14 protein-coding genes are annotated in these 21,958 nt (G+C 36.5%); 6 read left to right on the plus strand and 8 right to left on the minus strand.

Translation table 11 applies throughout. The features are described from left to right. Window positions 1-49 precede the first annotated feature (49 nt). Window positions 50-4,567, minus strand: a complete 4,518-nt coding sequence (gltB, locus tag M4I44_RS11040) for a glutamate synthase large subunit (RefSeq protein ID WP_026109875.1) — start codon at window positions 4,565-4,567, stop codon at window positions 50-52. A gap of 415 nt (window positions 4,568-4,982) precedes the next feature. Here gltB and sucC point away from each other — a divergent pair, with 415 nt between their 5' ends. Beyond that, complete coding sequence (gene sucC / locus M4I44_RS11045; protein ID WP_017495457.1) at window positions 4,983-6,176, plus strand: ADP-forming succinate--CoA ligase subunit beta; 1,194 nt, start codon at window positions 4,983-4,985, stop codon at window positions 6,174-6,176. A gap of 264 nt (window positions 6,177-6,440) precedes the next feature. Here sucC and M4I44_RS11050 read toward each other — a convergent pair whose 3' ends face one another. After that, a complete protein-coding gene (locus tag M4I44_RS11050) occupies window positions 6,441-7,244 on the minus strand; it encodes a DUF5694 domain-containing protein (protein WP_249967329.1) in 804 nt (267 codons plus the stop codon). A 221-nt stretch (window positions 7,245-7,465) separates the two neighbouring features. Here M4I44_RS11050 and M4I44_RS11055 point away from each other — a divergent pair, with 221 nt between their 5' ends. Together M4I44_RS11055 and M4I44_RS11060 are read left to right on the plus strand one after the other, a co-directional pair. Next, complete coding sequence (locus tag M4I44_RS11055; RefSeq protein ID WP_249967330.1) at window positions 7,466-8,506, plus strand: sensor histidine kinase; 1,041 nt, start codon at window positions 7,466-7,468, stop codon at window positions 8,504-8,506. A gap of 1 nt (window position 8,507) precedes the next feature. Beyond that, entirely contained in the window at window positions 8,508-9,215 is a 708-nt protein-coding gene (locus M4I44_RS11060) for a LytTR family DNA-binding domain-containing protein (protein WP_249967331.1), read from the plus strand. A gap of 289 nt (window positions 9,216-9,504) precedes the next feature. Here M4I44_RS11060 and M4I44_RS11065 read toward each other — a convergent pair whose 3' ends face one another. Further along, the gene (locus tag M4I44_RS11065) at window positions 9,505-9,969 is read right to left on the minus strand and encodes a DUF1456 family protein (RefSeq protein ID WP_017495453.1); all 465 of its coding nucleotides are present in this window, start codon (window positions 9,967-9,969) and stop codon (window positions 9,505-9,507) included. 519 nt (window positions 9,970-10,488) lie between these two features. Between M4I44_RS11065 and M4I44_RS11070 the strand changes: the two genes are divergently transcribed. Both M4I44_RS11070 and M4I44_RS11075 read left to right on the plus strand, forming a co-directional pair. Then, the gene (locus M4I44_RS11070; RefSeq protein WP_249967332.1) at window positions 10,489-13,620 is read left to right on the plus strand and encodes a SusC/RagA family TonB-linked outer membrane protein; all 3,132 of its coding nucleotides are present in this window, start codon (window positions 10,489-10,491) and stop codon (window positions 13,618-13,620) included. A gap of 10 nt (window positions 13,621-13,630) precedes the next feature. Then, a complete protein-coding gene (locus tag M4I44_RS11075; RefSeq protein ID WP_249967333.1) occupies window positions 13,631-15,163 on the plus strand; it encodes a SusD/RagB family nutrient-binding outer membrane lipoprotein in 1,533 nt (510 codons plus the stop codon). Between the two features lie 40 nt (window positions 15,164-15,203). Here the strand turns inward: M4I44_RS11075 and M4I44_RS11080 are convergent, their stop codons facing one another. Genes M4I44_RS11080 through M4I44_RS11090 form a run of 3 tightly spaced genes read right to left on the minus strand, consistent with a single transcriptional unit; the run spans window position 15,204 to window position 18,070 of the window. Beyond that, a complete protein-coding gene (locus M4I44_RS11080) occupies window positions 15,204-16,235 on the minus strand; it encodes an aminotransferase class I/II-fold pyridoxal phosphate-dependent enzyme (RefSeq protein WP_249967334.1) in 1,032 nt (343 codons plus the stop codon). Window positions 16,236-16,240: 5 nt separating this feature from the next. Next, window positions 16,241-17,251: a dipeptide epimerase gene (locus tag M4I44_RS11085; protein WP_249967335.1), complete on the minus strand. Its 1,011-nt coding sequence runs from the start codon at window positions 17,249-17,251 to the stop codon at window positions 16,241-16,243. A gap of 15 nt (window positions 17,252-17,266) precedes the next feature. Then, window positions 17,267-18,070 carry an alpha/beta hydrolase gene (locus tag M4I44_RS11090; RefSeq protein ID WP_249967336.1) on the minus strand — a complete coding sequence of 268 codons (804 nt, stop codon included), beginning with the start codon at window positions 18,068-18,070 and terminating at the stop codon, window positions 17,267-17,269. A gap of 56 nt (window positions 18,071-18,126) precedes the next feature. Between M4I44_RS11090 and M4I44_RS11095 the strand changes: the two genes are divergently transcribed. Then, window positions 18,127-18,528, plus strand: coding sequence for an excinuclease ABC subunit B (locus M4I44_RS11095; RefSeq protein ID WP_070907036.1), 402 nt, complete (start codon window positions 18,127-18,129; stop codon window positions 18,526-18,528). 24 nt (window positions 18,529-18,552) lie between these two features. Here M4I44_RS11095 and M4I44_RS11100 read toward each other — a convergent pair whose 3' ends face one another. Further along, complete coding sequence (locus M4I44_RS11100; protein WP_017495446.1) at window positions 18,553-19,782, minus strand: hypothetical protein; 1,230 nt, start codon at window positions 19,780-19,782, stop codon at window positions 18,553-18,555. Window positions 19,783-19,905: 123 nt separating this feature from the next. After that, the gene (uvrB, locus tag M4I44_RS11105; protein ID WP_249967337.1) at window positions 19,906-21,900 is read right to left on the minus strand and encodes an excinuclease ABC subunit UvrB; all 1,995 of its coding nucleotides are present in this window, start codon (window positions 21,898-21,900) and stop codon (window positions 19,906-19,908) included. Window positions 21,901-21,958 lie beyond the last annotated feature (58 nt).

Here is a 21,958-nt window from a genome sequence, read left to right on the forward strand (position 1 = left end):
ACTTCGCTCAGGAAGACATTGCCATTGAAATTGATTTTTGAAATTGATTTTACCCCGCTATTAATTCTTCTATTTTTTTCTCTTCTGCAATTCGTTGTAATGCTTTTTTGTAATCAGTTGGCATCACTTTTACGAAATTTTGCTGTTCATTTTCCCAGTCTGCTAAAATTCTTTTGGCTAATGGACTGTTGGTGTACAAAGAGTGGTTTTTGATCAGTTTTCTTAGTTTTCTCACGTCCTCGTCTTCGATAGGATCAAAAGCAACCATTTCCATGTTGCATACCCTTGCATCGAATTGTTGATTCGGATCGTACACATAAGCAACACCACCGCTCATACCTGCCGCGAAGTTTCGTCCTGTTTTTCCTAAAACAACTACTGTACCTCCCGTCATGTATTCGCATCCGTGATCTCCAATTCCTTCCACAACTGCTGTTGCTCCGGAATTTCTAACACAGAAACGCTCTCCGGCAATTCCATTAATATAAGCCTCTCCGGTAATAGCTCCGTAAAGGGCAACGTTCCCGATAATGATATTTTCTTCAGGTTTGAAAGTGGCAGTAGGAGGTACTTTTACAATTAATTTTCCTCCCGAAAGACCTTTTCCTAAGTAATCATTACAGTTTCCGTGAATTTTAAACGACAATCCGTTGGTGGCAAAAGCACCAAAACTTTGTCCGGCAGAACCTTCAAAATCAACTAAAATAGTATCATCAGGTAATCCTTGTGCGCCATAAATTTTTGAGATTTCATTACTCAAAATAGCACCTACAGAGCGGTCTGTATTTTTAATTTTAAAGGTAACTCTGGTTTTTTCTTTTCTGTAAATAGAAGGAATTGCTTCTTTAATGATATCAAAATCCAATACATTTTCAAGTTGGTGATCTTGTTGTGTTGTGTTGTGATTTGGAACCGTTTTGGCTTTTTCCGGTTTGTACAGAATCGATGATAAGTCTAAGCCATTGGCTTTGTAATGTTGGATCGCTTTGTTCACATTTAATTTTTGCGACTGACCCACCATTTCTTTTAAAGTTCTGAAACCTAATTGCGCCATGATTTCTCTTAGCTCTTCAGCAATAAAATACATGAAGTTGATGACGTGCTCCGGAGTCCCTTTGAAATTTTTTCTCAATTCAGGATCCTGAGTGGCAATACCAACCGGACAGGTATTTAAGTGACAAGCTCTCATCATGATGCATCCTGAGGCTACCAACGGAGCCGTTGCAAAACCAAATTCTTCTGCTCCTAATAAAGCAGCTATCGCTACGTCACGACCTGTTTTTAGCTGTCCGTCACATTCTAAAACCACACGGCTTCTTAAATCGTTCAAGATCAAAGTTTGTTGCGCTTCGGCTAATCCAAGTTCCCATGGAATACCAGTGTGTTGTAAAGACGTTAAAGGGGCAGCACCAGTTCCTCCGTCGTAACCTGAAATTAAGATCACGTCGGCTTTTGCTTTTGCGACACCGGCTGCGATGGTTCCAACGCCAACTTCAGAAACTAATTTTACATTGACACGAGCTTCACGATTGGCATTTTTCAAATCGTAAATCAACTGAGATAAATCTTCAATAGAGTAAATGTCGTGGTGTGGCGGTGGTGAAATCAAACCTACATAAGGGGTTGAGTTTCTGGTTTCGGCAATCCAGGGCACTACTTTTTCTCCCGGAAGCTGTCCGCCTTCACCCGGTTTAGCCCCCTGAGCCATTTTAATCTGGATTTCTTTAGCGTTGGTCAAATAGTTGATCGAAACACCAAAACGTCCCGAAGCTACTTGTTTGATCGCACTGTTTCTCGAATCTCCGTTAATTTCTTTCTGGAAACGTTTTGGATCTTCTCCTCCTTCTCCAGAATTACTTTTTCCGCCAATTCTGTTCATAGCAATCGCTAAATTCTCGTGCGCTTCTCTACTGATGGATCCGTAAGACATGGCTCCGGTTTTGAATTTCTTCACAATTTCAGTCCATGATTCTACTTCATCAATAGAAATTGGATCTAAATTATTGAATTCAAATAAACCTCTGATGGTCATTAGGTTTGAGCTTTGCTCATTGACCATATTAGAATATTCTTTATAGCTTTCAGGACTGTTTAAACGAACGGCCTGTTGTAATTTAGAAATAGTGGTCGGGTTGAACATGTGTTTCTCTCCACCGCGTCTCCATCTGTAAATACCTCCAATTTCAAGGGAAAGTAAGTTGGCAATTTTTGAATTTGGAAATGCTTTTTGGAAACGTTTCTTCACTTCTTTTTCGACTTCCATCAAACCAATTCCTTCAATTCGTGATGGGGTGTAAGGGAAGTATTTTGAAGTAAAAGTTTTGTTCAGTCCTAAAATCTCGAAAATCTGAGCAGCTCTGTACGAATGTAAAGTAGAGATACCAATTTTGTTCATGATTTTAACGATTCCTTTTGCAATGGCTTTGTTGTAATTTACAATCGCATAATCTGCTTTTACACCTTTGATAAAGCCTTGGTTTACCTGATCGTGAATGATTTCGTTTACCATGTAAGGATTGATCGCACTGGCACCGTATCCGAACAGTAAAGCAAAATGATGCGGTTCACGAGGTTCGGCAGATTCAATTATGATTCCGAATTTCGAACGAACCTGAAGGATGTTCAAAGAATGATGAATGTACGAACAAGCCAGTAACATTGGTATTGGAGCCAGTTCTTCACTTACTCCTCGGTCTGATAAAATAATAACATTGCATCCTTCAGAAACGGCTTTAAAGGTTGCCTCAACACATTTTTCAAGTGCTCGCTCCAGTCCGTTAACTCCTTTTTCTATTTTATATAAGGTAGAAATAGTAGCCGATTTGAAATCAACGTGGTCAATGTTTCTTATTTTATCTAAATCCTCGTTGGAAATAACCGGATTTTGGATTTTTAGTTTTTTACATTGCTTAGATTCAATTTCAAAAATATTGAAATCACCGCCAATGGCTAAACTGATATCAGTAATGATCTCCTCACGAATACCGTCTAAAGGCGGGTTAGTCACCTGTGCAAACAATTGCTTGAAGTAGTTGTACAACAATTGCGGCTGGTCTGATAAAACAGCCAAAGGCGTATCGTTACCCATAGAACTGATGGCTTCAGCTCCCTGACCTCCCATTGGGTTAATGATGGTTTTTAAATCTTCAATTGTATAACCAAATAATTTTTGTCTGGTTAAGAAATCCAGTTTCTCAACGGGCGTTGGGTTATTGGTATACGGTATTTTAGATAAAGGCAATAAGTTAGCATCGATCCATTCTTTGTAAGGACGTTTGGTAACGATGGATTTTTTTACCTCGTCGTCTTCGATAATACGGCCTTCGTTCATGTCTACCAGGAACATTTTTCCGGGCTCTAAACGACCGTGTTGAATCACATCTTCAGGATCGATATCCAAAACACCAATTTCTGATGACATGATTACAAAACCGCTTTTGGTTAAGGTATAACGTGATGGACGCAATCCGTTACGATCTAATAATGCACCAATGACGTTACCATCTGTAAACGGAATAGAGGCAGGGCCATCCCAAGGCTCCATAATACAAGCATTAAACTCGTAGAAGGCTTTTTTCTCCGGAGACATGGTCTGGTGTTTTTCCCAGGCTTCCGGAACAACCATCATCATGGCTTCCGGTAAGGAACGTCCCGTCATTAATAAAAGCTCTACTACCATATCCATAGAAGCAGAATCTGATTTTCCTTCTAAGATAATTGGAAATAGTTTTTTGATATCATCGCCAAAAATTTTGCTTTGCATCAATTCTTCACGAGCGCGCATACGGCTAACGTTTCCGCGAAGCGTGTTGATTTCACCGTTGTGACACATGTATCTAAACGGCTGGGCTAAATCCCAGGATGGGAATGTATTGGTAGAGAAACGCTGGTGTACTAATGCCAAACGAGTCACTAAATCGGGATCTTTTAAGTCAACATAATAACGGCTGATGTCTTCCGGCATCAAGAGACCTTTATATATTATGGTAGTGGTCGATAAACTAGAGAAATAAAACATGTGGCTTTCGGAGGTTTTAGATCCTCTAATGGCATGTTCGGCAATTTTTCTAGCTGCAAAAAGTTTTGCATTAAATTCATTTTCAGTTAAATCCTGACCGTTTTTGCTAACAAAAACCTGCTTAACTGTTGGTTCTTTTTCTGCGGCGATTTGCCCTAAATTTTCTACTTCAACTGGTACATCTCTCCAACCCAGAATCTTTAAATTTTGATCCTTAATAGTCGATTCGAAAGCGTTCATACAAAAAGAAACCTGGTTTTTGCTTTTTGGTAAAAAAACCATTCCTACTGCATACTCACGTGTTTCAGGGATTTCAAAATCACATACTTTTTTAAAAAAATCATGTGGGATGTCGAATAAAATTCCAGCTCCGTCTCCAGTTCTTCCATCAGAACTAACTGCACCACGATGTTCCAATTTTATTAAGATATCCAATGCTTTGTGAATAATATCATTTGATTTAATACCATTCAAATTACAAATAAATCCTGCACCACAATTGTCGTGTTCAAATTCAGGCAAATAAAGCCCTTGTTCTTTAACTTTCATTCTTGATATTTTTTTTACAAAAATAGAGATTTCGTTAAATATAATGTATTGAAATAGCTGTTTTGCTTTTATTTTTGTTGTAATATTAGAAAAAGACTTCTTAATTGATAATAATGTTTTTTTAGCCATTGCGAATTATTAAAATGACAATACAGACTAAAATATAGTATGAAAAATCGCTGTAAGGCTAACAAATACGGCGGTATTTTTGTTAAATATCAAACGTTTTAGTGGTTTCTAGTTAATATTAACAAATTATTTATTTAACCATTTCTTTGCTTTCAAAAAGAATAAACGTTTCGTGCATATCACTCTCGTTTTTTAATTGAAAAAGATTTTACTATTAAGTTGATTTTTGCTACTTTTGTCGCACTTTTATTCTGAAATAAATTCAGAACCAGACAAATTCTATATTATGAACATACACGAATATCAAGGAAAAGAAATTTTAGCAAGTTACGGAGTACGCATTCAACGCGGAATTGTGGCTAACAATGCGGTTGAAGCTGTGGCTGCTGCAAAACAATTAACTGCCGAAACTGGTACAGGATGGCATGTGATAAAAGCACAAATTCACGCAGGTGGACGTGGAAAAGGTGGTGGAGTGAAGTTGGCTAAAAACTTGCAACAAGTTGAAGAAATTGCTGAACAAATCATCGGAATGCAATTGATTACTCCTCAAACTTCTGCTGAGGGTAAAAAAGTAAACAAAGTTTTGGTTGCTGAAGATGTTTACTATCCTGGTGAAAGCGAAACTTCTGAGTTTTATGTTTCTGTTTTATTGAATAGAGGTACAGGACGTAACATGATTATGTATTCTACTGAAGGTGGAATGGATATCGAAGAAGTTGCTGAGCATACACCACACTTAATCTTTACAGAAGAAATTGATCCAACTGTTGGATTACAAGGTTTTCAGGCAAGAAGAATTGCTTTTAACTTAGGTGTTACTGGAAATGCTTTTAAAGAAATGGTAAAATTCATCGATGCTTTATACAACGCTTACGTTGGTTCTGATGCATCTATGTTCGAAATCAACCCGGTTTTGAAAACTTCAGATAACAAAATTCTTGCTGTTGACGCTAAAGTAAATATCGACGATAACGCTTTATACAGACAACCAAAATATGCTGAGATGAGAGATATCCGTGAGGAGAATCCAATCGAAGTTGAAGCTAAAGAAGTAGGTTTGAACTATGTAGATCTTGACGGTACTGTAGGTTGTATGGTAAACGGAGCTGGTCTTGCAATGGCAACTATGGATTTAATTAAATATGCTGGTTTTGAGCCTGCTAACTTCTTAGACGTTGGTGGAACTGCTGACGCTAAACGTGTTGAAACAGCTTTCCGTATCATCTTAAAAGATCCAAACGTAAAAGCTATTTTGATCAATATCTTCGGAGGAATCGTTCGTTGTGACCGTGTTGCTCAAGGTGTTGTTGATGCGTACAAAAACATGGGTGACGCTATCAATGTGCCAATTATCGTTCGTTTGCAAGGAACAAATGCTGAAATTGCAAAAGAATTAATTGACAACTCAGGTATGCCAATTTTATCAGCTGTTCAATTTCAGGAAGCTGCTGACCAAGTTAAAGCTGCTCTTTCTTAATTAAATAAGAAATCAATTGATATAGAAAATCCATTCCGAAAGGAGTGGATTTTTTTTGTTTTTATAACCGCAAAACACGCAAAGAATTGCGCAAAGTTCGCAAAGTTTTTTAGCCACGAATTCACGAATTATTTTTTATAATCTTTGAGAATAAAAATTCGTGAATTCGTGGCTTTTTTAAACAAATAGCTTTGCGAACTTTGCGTTTCTATTGACAATCCTAAGTTAAATTCTTTGCGTGCTTTGCGGTTAAATGATTCCTGACTATTTCAAAACCGTTGCCAGTTCTACAATTTCAAAATCAGGATTGTGTTCAACAAATTCCCTGATCATCGCAGTATGTCCGGCACCTAATAAAACCATTATTTTGTCGTCTTTACTTTCGGTTAGTTTTTGAATTAAAGCATACATATAAAGGTTTCTTCTGTACCATTCCGAAACTAAGTAAGCCCCCACAAAATCGTCCGTTTTGCCTCCTTTAGTAGCCGTTTCAACATACCAGCCAATATTGTCTTCATTCGATTTTTTGGTATTGATGTCTAACAGCAGTTCAGTCAGTGAATATTTGGCAATTTTTTCATTTTGACTCTTCTCATAATATTTCATAGTTTCTTCATTCTTTTTGATTAGATCAAACTGACCGGCTGCTGTCATTCCTTTTACGAGACTGTCATATGGAAAGTCGGTGTTGTTGTAATCAATGCCATATAGTTTTTTATGACCTAGTTTTTTAGCTGATCTTAAAGCGACTTGTACAATTTCATCTGATTGTTTATGAAGTAAACTGTCTGTATTTCTATTGTAGAATTTGTCCAGTTTGTCTTGTCTTTGATAATTCCATTCTACAAAAATTTTATTAGGACCAAACTTTTTTATTTTATTCGTAATGTTCTCCAGTTCTTTCTGGCTTTTGTCTGACATTACATTAAAGGTATTTACTTTAGCAACGTCAAGCCCCGGGTTTTCAAAATGGAAGGTTCCAAGTAATAGCACTTGTTTCTTTTTGGATTGTGCAGAAACAGTATGGAATGCGATAGCAAAAAACAGTAATAAGGCGATTTTTTTCATGATGATTGGTTTTTAAATTCAGGATAAATGTAGCATAGCTTTTCAGGTGAAATTTTAGTTTTTGATGAACTTCAAATTTCAGATTACAAACCTTGAGAATCTGCGGTTTAAAAATTTGGTGTATCGTTTTTGATGGTTCGTCACCCAAAATAGAGGTTTTGTATAAATATAGCATCCATATGAAGTCATAGTTGTATTTTTGAAAGGACAACAATATTATTATGAAGCTAAAAATACCATTGTCTTATCATATCTTTCTTTTTCTGGGATTGTATATCACCTTTAATCTTTGGGAAATTGGGATAAACAATCGGGATCTGGATCTTGTATTCAACAGGATTTCCTTTATGTTTAACATTAGTTTTATAGTGGTAATTTTCATTGTCTACTTTCTGAATTTTCACACTTTTTGCAAATGGTTTTTAAACAAAAAGAAAATTCTCTTGTTTGTGATGAGTATTCCTATCACCTTGTTGATTTTTGCTGCGATACGTTATTTTGTTCAGGAAGTGATACTATATGAGCTTACCGGAATTCATAATTATGCGAAAGAAACCCGAGAGGTCAGTTATTATATTAAGGATAATTTTTTCTTTGGCCTGCCTGCTGTTGTTTTAAGCAGTCTGGCTTATCTGTTCTTTCATTTTCAGGAAACGCAAAAACAAAATCAGGAATTAGTATTAGAAAATAAAAAGGCAGAGCTTCAAATGCTGAAATCGCAGGTGAGTCCGCATTTTTTGTTTAATACTTTAAATTCCTTTTACAGTCAGCTGGTTTTGAAAGAGGATGAAATGGCTTCGGATATTTTGGTGCTTTCGGATTTGCTGCGTTATGTCATTACAGAAACGGAGAAAGATGAGGTATTGCTTTCCAAAGAAATTCAGTTTGTAGAAAACTACATTCATTTGCAGAAAAAAAGATTTGAAGATCAGCTTTACCTGGATTTTGTAATCGAAGGGAGTTACACAACAGAAAAGATTCTTCCGTCGGTGCTGGTGCATTTTATTGAGAACGTTTTCAAACATGGAAAATTGAATAAAGAAGAGGAGAAAGCGGTTATTGCTATCGTAATAAAAGAAAATTTTTTAGAGTTGTCAACCTTTAACTATAATGGTGCAGGTGAAAATTATTCTTCAACCGGAATTGGTTTTGATAATCTTAGCAAACGCTTGGAGCATGCTTATAAAGGTGAGTTTACACTCGAGAAAATAGCAGAAAAGAATACCTTTAAAACCTATTTAAAAATACCATTAAAAAAGTAATATGAAATTGAAGTGTATCATTGTTGATGATGAACCGCCGGCAACCCGTATTCTGGAAAATTATATCGGGAAAGTATCTTTTTTAGAAAAAACAGCTGTTTTCAATGATGCGTTGAAAGCATTAGAATTTCTAAATACACATAGTGTTGATGTTATTTTTCTGGATATTCAGATGCCGCAATTAACAGGTTTACAGCTTTCCAGAATCATTTCTAAAGAGATAAAAGTAATTTTTACAACGGCTTATCCTGATTTTGCTTTGGAGGGATTTGAATTGAATGCTGTAGATTATTTACTAAAACCAATCGCTTTTGAACGGTTTTATCAGGCGGTTTCCAAACTAAATGGGGATTCAAAAACAGAGGTTGTATCGAATAACAATTCGGCTGAATTTATTTTTATTAAAACTGATGGAAAAAATAAGTTTGTAAAGCTGTTTTTAGAGGAGATTTTATATGTAGAAAGTCTTCAGAATTATGTATGCATACATACATCGAATCAGCAAATTATCACTCATTCATCCCTAAAAAATGTTGTTGAATCATTGCCCAAAAAAGGTTTTGTTCAAATTCATAAATCGTATGTGGTAGCTTTAAAACATATTGAGTCAACAGATAATTTTTCCGTTTTTACAAATGGGAAAGAACTCCCGATTGGGGCCACTTTTAAAGATGCTTTTTTTGAGAAAATAGAGGAGAATAAAATTTAACCGCAAAGGGCGCAAAGTTTTTTCTTAGATTGCGTTTAGTAACCGCAAGGAGCGCAAAGTTTTTTTCTTAGATTGTGCTTAGTAACCGTAAAGGGCGCAAAGTTTTTTTAGATTGGGCTTAATAACCGCTAAGTTCGCAAAGTTTTTTTCTTAGATTGTGCTTAATAAACGCAAAGTTCGCAAAGCTTTATCCATTATAGCTTTGCGAACTTTGCGTTTGTATAGATTCTTATAATTAAAAAATCCTTGCGCTCTTTGCGGTAAAAAGCGCTCCTTGCGGTAAAAAAAACTACTTTTTATTCTTACCGTTTTTGTAAACTACTTTTTCTACCACTACTGGTTTTCCATTGCCTTTTGGAAACTCTTTCTTCTTAGGTCTTTTATCAGCAGAACTTGATTTGGATGGACTTTGATCGCCTCTTGCTCTTTCAGAATCTTTAGGAGCGGCTTTAAATTCAGGTCTGTCTTTTGTGCTGTCTTTTTTTGGAATTTGAGCTTTATGTTTAGCCAAAACATCATTTGGGTTTTTCGGGTTTTCTTTCGTTCCTCTTAAATGAATTACCAGTCCGTTTAAGAAATTACGTAAAACCTGATCACCACATTCCATAAAATTTGGGTGATCTTCAGCTCTAAAAAAAGCGCCCAATTCTGATTTTGAAATTCTGAAATCTACTAATTCTAAAATTTCTACTATTTGGTCGTCACGGAGCATCAAAGCCACGCGAAGTTTTTTTAGGATATCGTTGTTTGTCATTTTTTGATTTTTAGTTTCAAGTTTGTTTTAAGTTTCAAGTTCCTACAATCTTCGTCGGAATCACAAACTATACGCTTAATTTTTTACAAAGGTACATTTTAAAAGTAATTATTATGACACAGGGTGTTTTAATTTTTTTTACACCGAACTGTAATAATTAAAATTGGAGCGCAGTATAACTGGTGAAAATTAGCGTATTCGTGGCAGGTTCTTTCGCTTTTATTTAAAATCACAATCGTTTAAGAGATCTATTAATTGATCAAATCGAATTTTAAGTGTTGGGTTGTAATTACAATTCGAATTAGAGGAGCTTTGTTTTTTGTATTTGAAATTGGCAATTGGGAATAAGAATTTTGTTTGCTTCCGGTATTTCGATTAGACTCTCATCTTCTAAACAAAGCAAAATATATTTATAAGAAATATCTTTGAATTTTAATATGAAAACGAATTTTAGTAAAATAAAGTCTGTAAATTACAGGTCTAACAAACCAAATTATTAACCACTTTTAACTAAAATTTATGAAACAAAAGAATTTTACCTTTTCCTTCGTTTTGTTCTTACTTACTTCTGGTATTCTGTTTGCGCAAAAAATAACGGTAAAAGGAAGCGTAACAGATGAGAGGGGAGTTTCAATGCCAGGTGTAAATATCCTGGAAAAAGGAACATCCAATACTACTACTTCTGGTTTAGACGGGGATTTTGCCGTTAGCGTAAATAAAGGATCAGTCTTACTATTTTCGTTCGTTGGGTACAAAATGAATGAAGCTACTGTAACGGGAAGTATTTTGAATGTAAAAATGAATCCGGATTCTAAAGAGTTGGATGCAGTGACGGTAACTGCTTTTAGTATAAAAAATAAAACAAAATCTTTGGGTTATGCCAGCCAGACTTTGAAGGCCTCAGATATCGAAAGACCGGGCCAATTAAATGCTCTTGAAAGTTTACAGGGAGGAGTAGCGGGAGTAACCATTAGTAAAACTTCGGGAGGAGTTGGTGCAGGTGTAGATATTGTTATTCGTGGTGTTTCTTCTTTAGATCCGTCTAACAATAATCAGCCTTTGATTATTATAGATGGGAACCCAGTAAACAATTCTACGGCTATAGGAAATGTAGCTCCCTCAAAAGGCTCTAATTCTGTGAGTAGCGGAGAACAGTTTTCATTTTCTAACAGAGCAATAGATATCAATCCTGAGGATATCGAAAGCTACACCGTTCTTAAAGGTGCTGGTGCAACAGCATTGTATGGTATTTTGGCCGGTAATGGTGTGATTATTATCACTACCAAAAGAGGAAAAGAAGGAAAACCGAAAATTAGTATCAATTCCAGTATTTCTTTTAGCGAGGTAAATCATTATCCGGAACTGCAATCCAAATACAGAGAAGGTTTAAACGGAGCTTCTTATGTAAAAAGTACAGTGTCGGATAGCGCTAGTGGTTTTGAATGGGTAAATCCTGCAAGCCCGGGAGGATTCTGGAGTTTTGGACCCGAATATTCCAGTTCAGATGGTGCAGGAATTAAATACAGAAATTTTTATAAAGATTTCTTTAAAACAGGTGTGACTCAAAACTTAGGCGTGAGTGTGAGCGGAGGAACAGAGAAAATCAATTATTTTGTATCTGCTTCTACCAGTAAAGATGATGGTATTGTACCGAATACTTCTTACCAAAGAAAAACTTTCAAAGCAAATGGAGGGTATCAGATTTCTGAAAAATTTAGAATAGGGTCTTCTTTTGCTTATACAAAATCCGGAGGTATAAGATCTAATAATGGAGACAAATCGGTGATGAGTTCTCTGGCCTATTGGTCACCCTCTATTGATGTAAATGATTATCTTACCGCTGCCGGTAAAGAAAAAGATTATACAAATGGTATTATCGATCAGCCAAGATATTTTACGGCTGTAAGTAATCTAAAAGATGATGTAAATCGTATTATTGCTTCGGCCGATTTTAATTACCAGGCAACTTCATGGTTAAACTTTGTGTATAGAGCTAGTGTAGATAATTATTCTGAAACGAGAAACCGATATGTTCCTGCTAATCTTGATGTGGGAACAGCTGTAAATGGTTTTATTTTGGATGAAAATATTGGCTTTACGGGACTTAATTCCAGTTTTGTGATCACGGCCAATAAAAAATTCGGAAATTTTAATACCACCCTTACTTTAGGAAATCAAATTTTGGATACCAAAAACACCTATTCTAATGTAAGAGGAGAAGGAATTTTTATTACAGATTTTAATAATATTTCTAATGCGACCAATTTGTTTGCTTATAATTCGGGTGAAGAGCGTGTAAGAAACGTGGGTAATTTTTTTGAAGCAAAAGCCGATTATAAAGAAATTATTTATCTGGGGGTTACGGGGCGATACGATCAGGTATCTACTTTGCCAGTAAAGAATAATAAATTTGATTATTACTCTGCGAATTTGTCTTTTCTTTTTGGAGATTTGATAGACCAAAACAAGTCTGTTTTGTCTTATGGAAAATTAAGAACCTCCTGGGCACAAAGCGGAAAAACGCCTCCGTTTGCGATCTTTAGAAAAAATATAAAAGATGTAAATTTTCCATTCAACGGAGTTGGAGGAGTATCTGCTACATCCGTTGATGCCAATCCAAATTTGAAAGCCGAAATTATATCTACTTGGGAAATAGGTACAGATTTACGTTTTTTTAGAGATAGAATACGATTGGAATACACTTATTTTAACAGAGTTAGTGAGGATCAGATTATTCAAAGAATCGTGCCGCAATCCTCTTCAATTACGGCATTCTGGGACAATGGGGGATCTTTAAAAACAACCGGAAACGAATTGACTTTAGGTGCAGATTGGTTTAAAAATCCAAAGTTCAGCTGGACATCTACTCTAAATTTTACACAATACAAAACTAAAGTTACAGCATTGCCTTTTGAAAATATTATTTTCGGATATGACTCTCAGGCTACCAATATAACTTCACAAGTACGTTTGGGTGATGCAGCGGGAACACTTTATGGGCAGTCCTGGCAAAGAGTAGACGGTAAAGTAGTGATTGGTGCAAACGGATTGCCTGTTTTTAATAAAACAAGTACGGGTGCCATAGCAATAGGTAAGATTGGTGAGGCTTTTCCGGACTGGGTAGCTACTCTCAACAATACCTTTAAAATTAAAAATTTTGATATTGGTTTTTTGCTGGAATATAAAAAAGGCGGAGATGCGTATGATACAGCCAGAAGAAACGGAATTAGAAATGGTGTTTTGGGAGTCACTGCTGACAGAAGCGAAACGGCTGTTTTAGACGGTGTAAAATCGGATGGAGCAGGAGGATATGTACCTAACGACATCCCTATAAATAAATCGTTACGTAACAATTATTATAACAATACGATTTACAATACAGCCGCAGATGCTCTTATACAGGATGCCTCCTGGTTTAAGCTTAGAAATGTGTCGGTTACTTATAATATGACCAAAGAAGCCTTAAAAACCATTGGTGTTTCTAATTTGTCTTTTACAGTATCGGGTAGTAATTTCCTGATTTGGACACCATTTGATGGTTTTGATCCGGAAGGTTCCAGCTACAGTGCCGGTACCAATGTTTACGGATTTACAGGTTTGACGACTCCGCTTACACAATCATACTCATTTAGTATTAATCTAGGATTTTAATTTAGAAAAGATGAAAAATATACTCAAAATATTCTTGATCATAATCATTGCTCTGACGACTTATAGCTGTAGCGATGATTATTTTGATGTAAATACACCAGGAAATGTAATACCTGATGCTAATAAGAATTTAAAAGATCTATTGGGTCCTGCAATTTATTACACATTTGATGCTCAGTACTCGGCCGCGACCAGAGTTTCTTTATTAACGCAATATACTTCCTCTGCACTTAATTCGTCAGTAGGGGTAGACAATCATTACGAAGAATCCTTAGATAGTTATTGGTCTTCGGTGTATGTAAAAGCTTTAGGAAATCTGAAAGAAGTAGCCGATAAAGCCGATGAAACAAAATCATCACATTACAAGGGCATTGTTCAAATTTTACAAGCAGTAAATTTTGGATTACTGACGGATCTGTACGGAGATATACCTTTTTCGCAGGCGTCGTTGGCATCACAGAATTTTAAGCCGGAATATGACCGCCAGGAAGAGGTCTACAAAGGTATAAACAACCTGTTAGATCAGGCAATTGCCAATCTATCGGCTCCTAACACATCCTCTTTTACTCCTGGAAAAGAAGACCTTGTTTATGGCGGAAATGTTGAAAAATGGATAAAAGCCGCCTATAGCTTTAAAGCGAGATATGCACTGCACTTATCAAAAATTAATGCAACAACTGCTGCCAGTACGGTAGTTTCTTATTTGGCTAAAGGAATAACATCTAATGCAGATGACTTTCAACTGATTTACAATAAAGTACAGACCAATCCGTGGTATAATAATCAATTAGGACTTAATACCGGAAATGCATCTTATTTGATAACCAAGCAATTTATTGGTTTTATGAACGGAAGCACGTTTGCTTTTAAAACGGTAACGATGGATCCCAGAATGCCATTACTGATTGATCTTAGAAGTTATCCAGTAACAGATGGGGTGGTGAATCCTAAAGATCCAAATCCTAATGTTCCTGGGAATTATATTGGTGGAGAACCTGGCCAGGGATCAAAAGGAACACCGGCACCGAATGCTAAAATAGGGCTGTATTCTTATTATTCAAAAGTAGATTCGCCAGTTGTTATTTTGTCCTTTTCTGAAGTTAAACTAATGCAGGCTGAAGCACAATTTATTTTAAATGGAGGTAATGCGACAAGTACCGGAACAAATGCAACAGGGTATAGCGCCTTTATGGATGCTATTGGGGCAAATATGGATAAATTGGGAGTTTCCGGTCCGGATAAAAATGCTTATTTGGGAGATGCTTCTATTAATAAAGGTGCCGCTAGTTTGCAATTGAAAGATATTATGAGGCAAAAAAATATAGTACTCTATTTGAACTGCGAAACATTTAATGATTACAGAAGGTATGATTTTTCTACAAACGTTTTTCCGGGATTAGCCCTGCCAAAAGCCGCTGATCCTGCTAATGGAGGAAAATGGATTAGAAGATTTATTTATTCAACTAACGAAAGAAACGCGAATAAAGCAAATTATGAATTAAACTTTAAATCAATGGTCACACCGGTTTGGTGGGATAAATAAAAACTAAAGCGGCTCTGATTTTTTGATCAGAGCTGTTTTTTTATACGCTTTTACTTTGATTCAAAATTTCAATTACCTGGTCTAAATCATCTTTAGTGTGATGGGCTGTAATTACAATTCGATTAATATCTCTCGAATTTTTTTGATACCTGAAATTGGCGATAATAATTTTATTTGCTCTAAGAATATCCGTTATACGTTCCATTTCAATGTAAATCAAAGGATACGTTTTATCAAATTTGATATGCTCACTTTTGATAAGTTTTGTATCCAGATAATGTAGATTCTCCATTAATTTTTGATGCTGAGCGCGGTAAATATCCGATGCATCGGCCAGCGTCTGAACAAAAGCGGGATTCATTCCGGCAGCCGATATAAAAGTATCCGTATTTTTTATCTGATCGATGAAAGAAGTATCACTGGCAATAACACCGCCATTTAAGCCGAACGCTTTTCCCAGAGACGAAACCATAATTTTACGCTTAATGGGAAGGTTGATCTGTGAATAAATTCCACAGCCATTTTTTCCTAAAATTCCAAACGAATGCGATTCATCGATAACTAAAGTGACTTCTTTATGATTGGGAATTTCCTTTAAAACAGATAAATCAACAGCTTTGGTCTGATAGGAAGGAACTCCGTCAGTAAGAATCGTAATTTTCTCTGCTTTAGAATCGGTCAGACGTGGATGTATCTGATTGTTCAAAAATATTGGTAAACTGTTGGGCGTTTTAATTGCGGTATGCAGATCTGAAAAATGAAAGAAACAATCGGTGGTTTTAGTCAATTGTTCCGTAACCAATTTTCCGGCCAGCATTCCCGATGACACCGTAACAGCACTTTCGGCCTGTATGTGACCGGCGAGAAAAGCTTCGCCGTTTTCATAAGCCGTTAGTTTTATATTGGCATTGCGGGAGCTGCCATAAGTGGTTCCCCATTTTCGTATATTTTGAATGACCAATTCCTGAAAAGCTTTATTGGTGGGCAATCCCAAATAAGCAGTTCCACCAAAATACAAGTATTGTTCCTGATTGATTTCAAAAGTTCTGTCCGGAAATTGGTTTACGTTCATAAAAATTAGATTAAGGTTACTCCGGTGCCGTTAAGATCAGAATAATGAATTATACCATTTTTTATGGTTACTCCGGTGGCAATATCCTGAGCTAGAAGTAAGGCTCCATCCATATCCACATAATCCAGCTGAGGGAGCAAATGAGCAATAGCCGAGATTCCCACAGTCGATTCGGTCATGCAGCCCACCATCGTTTTGAGTCCTAATTTTTTGGCTTCTTCAATCATGCGTTTCCCCGGAGTCAGACCTCCGCATTTTACAAGTTTTACATTTACCCCATGAAAATGGTTGAAACATTTTGCGACATCTTCTTCAATAATGCAGCTTTCGTCGGCTATTACAGGTAAGACCGAATGCTTAAAAACTTCCTTATGGGCTTCCCAGTCATCGGCTTTCATGGGCTGCTCGAGAAATTCTACACCTAGTTTTTTGAGCTCAATGGCGTTGTTAATGGTTTCCTCAACATCCCAGCCGCAATTGGCATCGATTCTGAAAATGGCATCGGTGTGTTTTCGAAGCTCTTTGACAATAGCAATGTCTTCTTTGGTCCCTAGTTTAATTTTGTAAATAGGCCAGGGAAGTTCCTGCATTTTTGAAACCATTTTTTCGATAGAGGCAATACCAATAGTGTAATCCGTAAGCGGATTTTTTTCTGTAGAGTAATTCCATAATTCATACAGTTTCTTGCCTTTTTTGCGTGCGTACAAGTCATTATAAGCCATGTCTAAAGCGCATAAAGCAAACATATCGTCTTTTAAATACGGATAGATTTTGGACCAGAAAACTTCGGGAGTTTCAGTGGTTGTACTTTCGATAATACTTCGAATTTTTTCTAAATCCTGAATCATTACCGGAACAGTTGTTTTGTAATACGGATTTGAAGTGGCTTCTCCAAAACCTGAAAAGCCATCGCTTTTAAGCTCCACAATCAGTGAAGGCTGAAAATCAATCGATTCTCTGGAAATGGTAAAAGTATGTTTGAGTTTTAAATTGTATTCTCTTAAGATTAATTCCATAAGTCTGTTTTTTATTTAATAGCCCAGCCAGATTATTGCTTTTGCGAAACCATCACGCCAAAGTTTTTCATTATGTTCGCCGCCTTTTACAATTTTAGATTTGGTGAGATGAAGGTAGTAGCAACGCTTAGTGTCCAGAAGACGTTCCATTTTTGTCATATCTCTTACCATATCGTCACTTTCTTTGTCTCCGCATAAAAAGTAAATTTTAGTTTTGACTTTAGGAGTTTGTTCCGTCAAAGTATAAATGTTGTTTGAAAACCAGAAGGATGGCGAGAATACACCTGCTTTTCCGAAGACTTCGGGATATTTTAACACGGCATAGTACGAAACCAATCCGCCAAGTGAACTTCCCATAATCAGGGTGTTTTTGGCCTTAGTTTTGGTTCTGTAATTTTGGTCGATATAAGGTTTTAGCGTTTTTACAATAAAATCAAGATAATTATCGGCATCACCACCGCCGTATTTTTCATTTTTATACGGAGTTAATTCGTTTAAACGTTTGTCATTTCCATGTTCAATGCCTACTACGATTACGGGTGCTTTCAGACTGTCCAGTTTTTCATCTACATTCCATTCGCCCGCATACGAAGTTTTGCCATCAAACAAATTTTGGGCATCGTGCATGTAAATTACGCTGTATTTCTTTTTGGGCGAAGCGGCATATCCATCAGGAAGATAAATCCATATTTTTTTAGTTGTTTTTAGCTGAGGAGCTTCGATGGTAAAGGTAGATATGTTTTTTGAAGCAGTACTCTCTTGTGCGCTTGCGACGGCGGTTACCCATAAGAAAATAAAAAAGAAAAATCTCCTAATCATGAGTACTGTTGCGTTTTAGAGTTAAAAACAATATTTTAGCTAAAAATAATAAATTGATGAATACCGAAGCCGAAAAGATAAGTTTACTTTTAGAAATGATTGCTTTCTCTACCGTTGACGGACAGTTGCATAAAAGAGAGTATGAGTTTTTGTGGTTGGTGGCTCAGGAATTAAATATTAGTGCCGATGTTTTCCGCGATTTATTTCATCAGGAAAGCGCCGGTTCAGTTATAAAATCGGAGTTTCAGCGCATTCAGCAATTTTACCGACTGGCGCTGATTATGTATTGCGATGGTATCTTGCATGAAAAAGAAGCCAAAGCCATACAGCAAATTGCGATCGAAATGGGTTTGAATCCCATTGCAACCCGACGTGTTCTCGATTTAATGAAAAAAGCACCCAATGCTATAATCGATCCTAAACTTTTATTGAAAGTATTTCAGGAACAGCACAATTAAATTTTTAAGCTTCAGATCAGATAATTACTTTTTTTTAATGGACATTTTTAAACCAATACCGGTTTGAAAATCAGGTGCATTGTCCAGATTTAGATCTTCTCTGAAATACACGAAATAAGAAAAACGTTTGGTAGAGTAGGTGCAGATAAAATTCCATCCCTCTAAATCTTCGTATAAATGTGAAATCGTTTTTTGCCAGTGCGTCTTGATTCTTTGTCCGGTGAGAACAGTATGATCTTTTTCGTTTTTTCTATTATAAGAGGACTGAAAATTATAATTGATGCCATACGAAAGGTGGTTATTGTTCTTCAGTTTTACCTTGTAGTCAATAAGCCCTTCAAGACTATAGAAGAAATCCCTACTACTAATATTTACCCGATCTCCATATTCTAAAAAATGCTGACGCAAAACTCCTGCACTGGCACCAAAAGTCAGAATGTTTTTGTTTTTAATGATCTTCTTTTTTAGAATAGAAGAAGAAATCCCAAAATCGGCCACAGGATTGTATGGAGAAGTATTGATACCGAGCTGTGCTCCAAAATTCAAATAGATATGATGTTTTTCATTCATTTCTAATTTGGGATAATAGTTGTAATTGATGTCAATTCCGGGAATGGTAAAATTACCGTTATGCATGGTGAGAACCCTGTCATTTTCATCTTTATAAGATATTCCGGCTTTATTTAAACCATAGTAACGTCTTGAGAAAGGATCTTCTCCGCCGGCAATGTTACTGTGAAACCATTCGATTGTTTCATCAGAAGTAAAAATAGAGTACGGATATTTTCCTCCATCCAGCGAATTTATTCGTAAACCGAAATTAAGTTCGTGATGAACCGTGATAGGCAATGTAAAAGTAAATCGATACGATCGAATCACACCATCGGCGGTGAACTCTTTAGTATTGTGCGGAACTTTATTGAAGTCAAAAGCATACTCCCGAACATGCCAGGGCATATTTTCTGCCGCCTTTTGATCGTTGGGATCTGTTAATTCATATGATTTTACATAAGGTAGAGCGACATTACCGCTAGAGAATTCAAATGAAAAAGAGTATTTATCAGGAGAACGAACATTGAAATTATGATTTAATCTGGAAATATAAATTCCTAGCGGGTGATTGGAAAGAATATTCGGTTTGATGATATCCGAAGAATTTTCTATTTCTTTATTCCAAAAATCATTATTTCCAGATTGTGCCAGGGCAGAAATATTGAAAACAAAAAGAGCAAGAAGGAATAAAAGATATTTCATTTCAGCGTTTTAAAATTTTGTTAAAACTAATGAATTTGAAATTCCTTATAAAATATTTCTTCCATAATTTTAAGTATAAAATTCTTTTATACTTTGGATGTCAATTGTTTTAGAATTGTGTGTTTAAGGAAGCTGTTCCTGCAATTTTTTAATGTCGTCACGCAGTTTTGCAGCCTGTAAAAAGTCCAGTTCTTTTGCCGCTTTTTCCATTGATTTTCGTTTTTCACAAATCATTTTTTCCAGTTCCGATTTCGATAAATAAGCTGTTTCCGGTTCTGCCGCTGCTGACGGTATGGTATGTCCTAATTCGTATTCAACCAGAGGGTTTTTAGTAAAGGCACTATCGATTTTTTTATTTAAGGCCTGAGGAGTGATATTGTTTTGAGTATTATAATTGATTTGTTTGGTTCTGCGATAACTGGTCTCATCAATTGTTTTTTGCATACTGGCAGTGATCTTATCAGCATACATGATGGCTTTTCCGTTAAGGTTCCTTGCGGCACGGCCAATAGTTTGGGTCAATGATCTGTGGTTTCTTAAAAAGCCTTCTTTATCGGCATCTAAAATAGCAACAAGCGAAACTTCAGGTAAATCCAGACCTTCACGAAGTAAGTTTACCCCGATCAAAACATCAAAAATTCCTTTGCGTAAGTCCTGCATAATTTCGATACGCTCCAGTGTATCTACATCGGAATGAATATAACGACAACGAATGTTAACTTTGGTCAAATATTTGGCTAGTTCCTCGGCCATTCTTTTGGTCAGAGTAGTGACCAGAACTCTTTCGTCTAATTCACAGCGAACCTGAATTTCTTCGATCAAATCATCAATCTGATTCAAACTTGGGCGTATCTCAATAATGGGGTCTAATAATCCTGTTGGACGAATAATCTGCTCTACATAAACCCCGTCTGTTTTCTGAAGTTCATAATCGGCAGGTGTTGCAGACACGTAAATGACCTGATTTTGCATGGCTTCAAACTCCTCAAATTTCAGAGGTCGGTTGTCCATTGCAGCAGGCAGACGGAAACCATATTCTACCAGGTTTTCTTTTCGGCTGCGATCGCCTCCGTACATGGCATGAACCTGCGAAACCGTCACGTGACTCTCGTCTACCACCATCAGATAATCCTTTGGAAAATAATCTAACAAACAGAAAGGACGGGTTCCGGCATCTCTGCCGTCAAGATATCTCGAATAATTTTCAATTCCGGAACAATATCCTAATTCGCGAATCATTTCTAAATCAAAATTTGTACGTTCTTCCAGACGTTTTGCTTCCAGATGTTTACCGATTTCTTTAAAATAATCGACTTGTTTGACTAAATCCTGCTGGATTTCCCAAATAGCGCCTTGTAAAACATCAGGCGAAGTCACAAACATATTGGCAGGATAAATAGTTAGTCGGGTAAATTTTTCAATGACTTGCGAGGTCTTGGCATCAAAGGATTCTATTTCTTCTATTTCATCACCAAAAAAGTGAATTCTATAGGCGTCATCGGCATAACTTGGATATACTTCAACCGTATCTCCTTTGATTCTGAAGTTTCCCGGAGTAAAGTCTGCTTCCGTTCGGGAATATAAACTCTGCACCAGGCTGTGTAATAATTTCGTTCGGGAAATGACTTGATCTCTTGCTATTTCGATGACATTTTTCTGAAATTCAACAGGATTTCCAATACCATACAAACAGGAAACTGAAGCGACAACCAATACATCACGACGTCCCGAAAGTAGGGAAGAAGTAGTGCTCAGACGCATTTTTTCAAGTTCCTCATTGATGGACAAATCCTTTTCGATAAATACTCCTGTAACCGGCATAAAAGCTTCCGGTTGGTAATAGTCGTAGTAAGAAACGAAGTATTCCACCGCATTATTCGGGAAGAATTGCTTAAATTCCGAGTACAACTGTGCAGCCAGTGTTTTGTTGTGTGCCAAAACCAAAGTAGGTCTCTGAACTTCCTGAATAACATTGGCCACCGTAAAAGTTTTTCCGGAACCCGTAACTCCTAATAAAGTTTGGTATTTTTCACCGTCTATAATGCCTTGTGACAGTTTTTCAATTGCTTGCGGTTGATCACCTTTTGGACTGTATTCAGAGGATACCTGGAAATTCATTTTTGGATGATGAAAGATTAGTGTCGTAAAGATACGAGTTTGATTTCTTTTTTTCTGA

The organism is Flavobacterium sp. B183, from assembly GCF_023539155.1.
Lineage (GTDB): Bacteria > Bacteroidota > Bacteroidia > Flavobacteriales > Flavobacteriaceae > Flavobacterium > Flavobacterium tructae.

Coding starts and splice junctions, on each gene's coding strand:
- M4I44_RS11060 (WP_249967331.1), top strand. CDS start 8,508: ATGAAATTGAAGTGTATCATTGTTGATGATGAACCGCCGGCAACCCGT.
- sucC (WP_017495457.1), top strand. CDS start 4,983: ATGAACATACACGAATATCAAGGAAAAGAAATTTTAGCAAGTTACGGA.
- M4I44_RS11050 (WP_249967329.1), bottom strand. CDS start 7,244: ATGAAAAAAATCGCCTTATTACTGTTTTTTGCTATCGCATTCCATACT.
- M4I44_RS11100 (WP_017495446.1), bottom strand. CDS start 19,782: ATGAAATATCTTTTATTCCTTCTTGCTCTTTTTGTTTTCAATATTTCT.
- M4I44_RS11080 (WP_249967334.1), bottom strand. CDS start 16,235: ATGAACGTAAACCAATTTCCGGACAGAACTTTTGAAATCAATCAGGAA.
- uvrB (WP_249967337.1), bottom strand. CDS start 21,900: ATGAATTTCCAGGTATCCTCTGAATACAGTCCAAAAGGTGATCAACCG.
- M4I44_RS11065 (WP_017495453.1), bottom strand. CDS start 9,969: ATGACAAACAACGATATCCTAAAAAAACTTCGCGTGGCTTTGATGCTC.
- M4I44_RS11090 (WP_249967336.1), bottom strand. CDS start 18,070: ATGATTAGGAGATTTTTCTTTTTTATTTTCTTATGGGTAACCGCCGTC.
- M4I44_RS11070 (WP_249967332.1), top strand. CDS start 10,489: ATGAAACAAAAGAATTTTACCTTTTCCTTCGTTTTGTTCTTACTTACT.
- M4I44_RS11095 (WP_070907036.1), top strand. CDS start 18,127: ATGAATACCGAAGCCGAAAAGATAAGTTTACTTTTAGAAATGATTGCT.
- M4I44_RS11075 (WP_249967333.1), top strand. CDS start 13,631: ATGAAAAATATACTCAAAATATTCTTGATCATAATCATTGCTCTGACG.
- M4I44_RS11085 (WP_249967335.1), bottom strand. CDS start 17,251: ATGGAATTAATCTTAAGAGAATACAATTTAAAACTCAAACATACTTTT.
- M4I44_RS11055 (WP_249967330.1), top strand. CDS start 7,466: ATGAAGCTAAAAATACCATTGTCTTATCATATCTTTCTTTTTCTGGGA.
- gltB (WP_026109875.1), bottom strand. CDS start 4,567: ATGAAAGTTAAAGAACAAGGGCTTTATTTGCCTGAATTTGAACACGAC.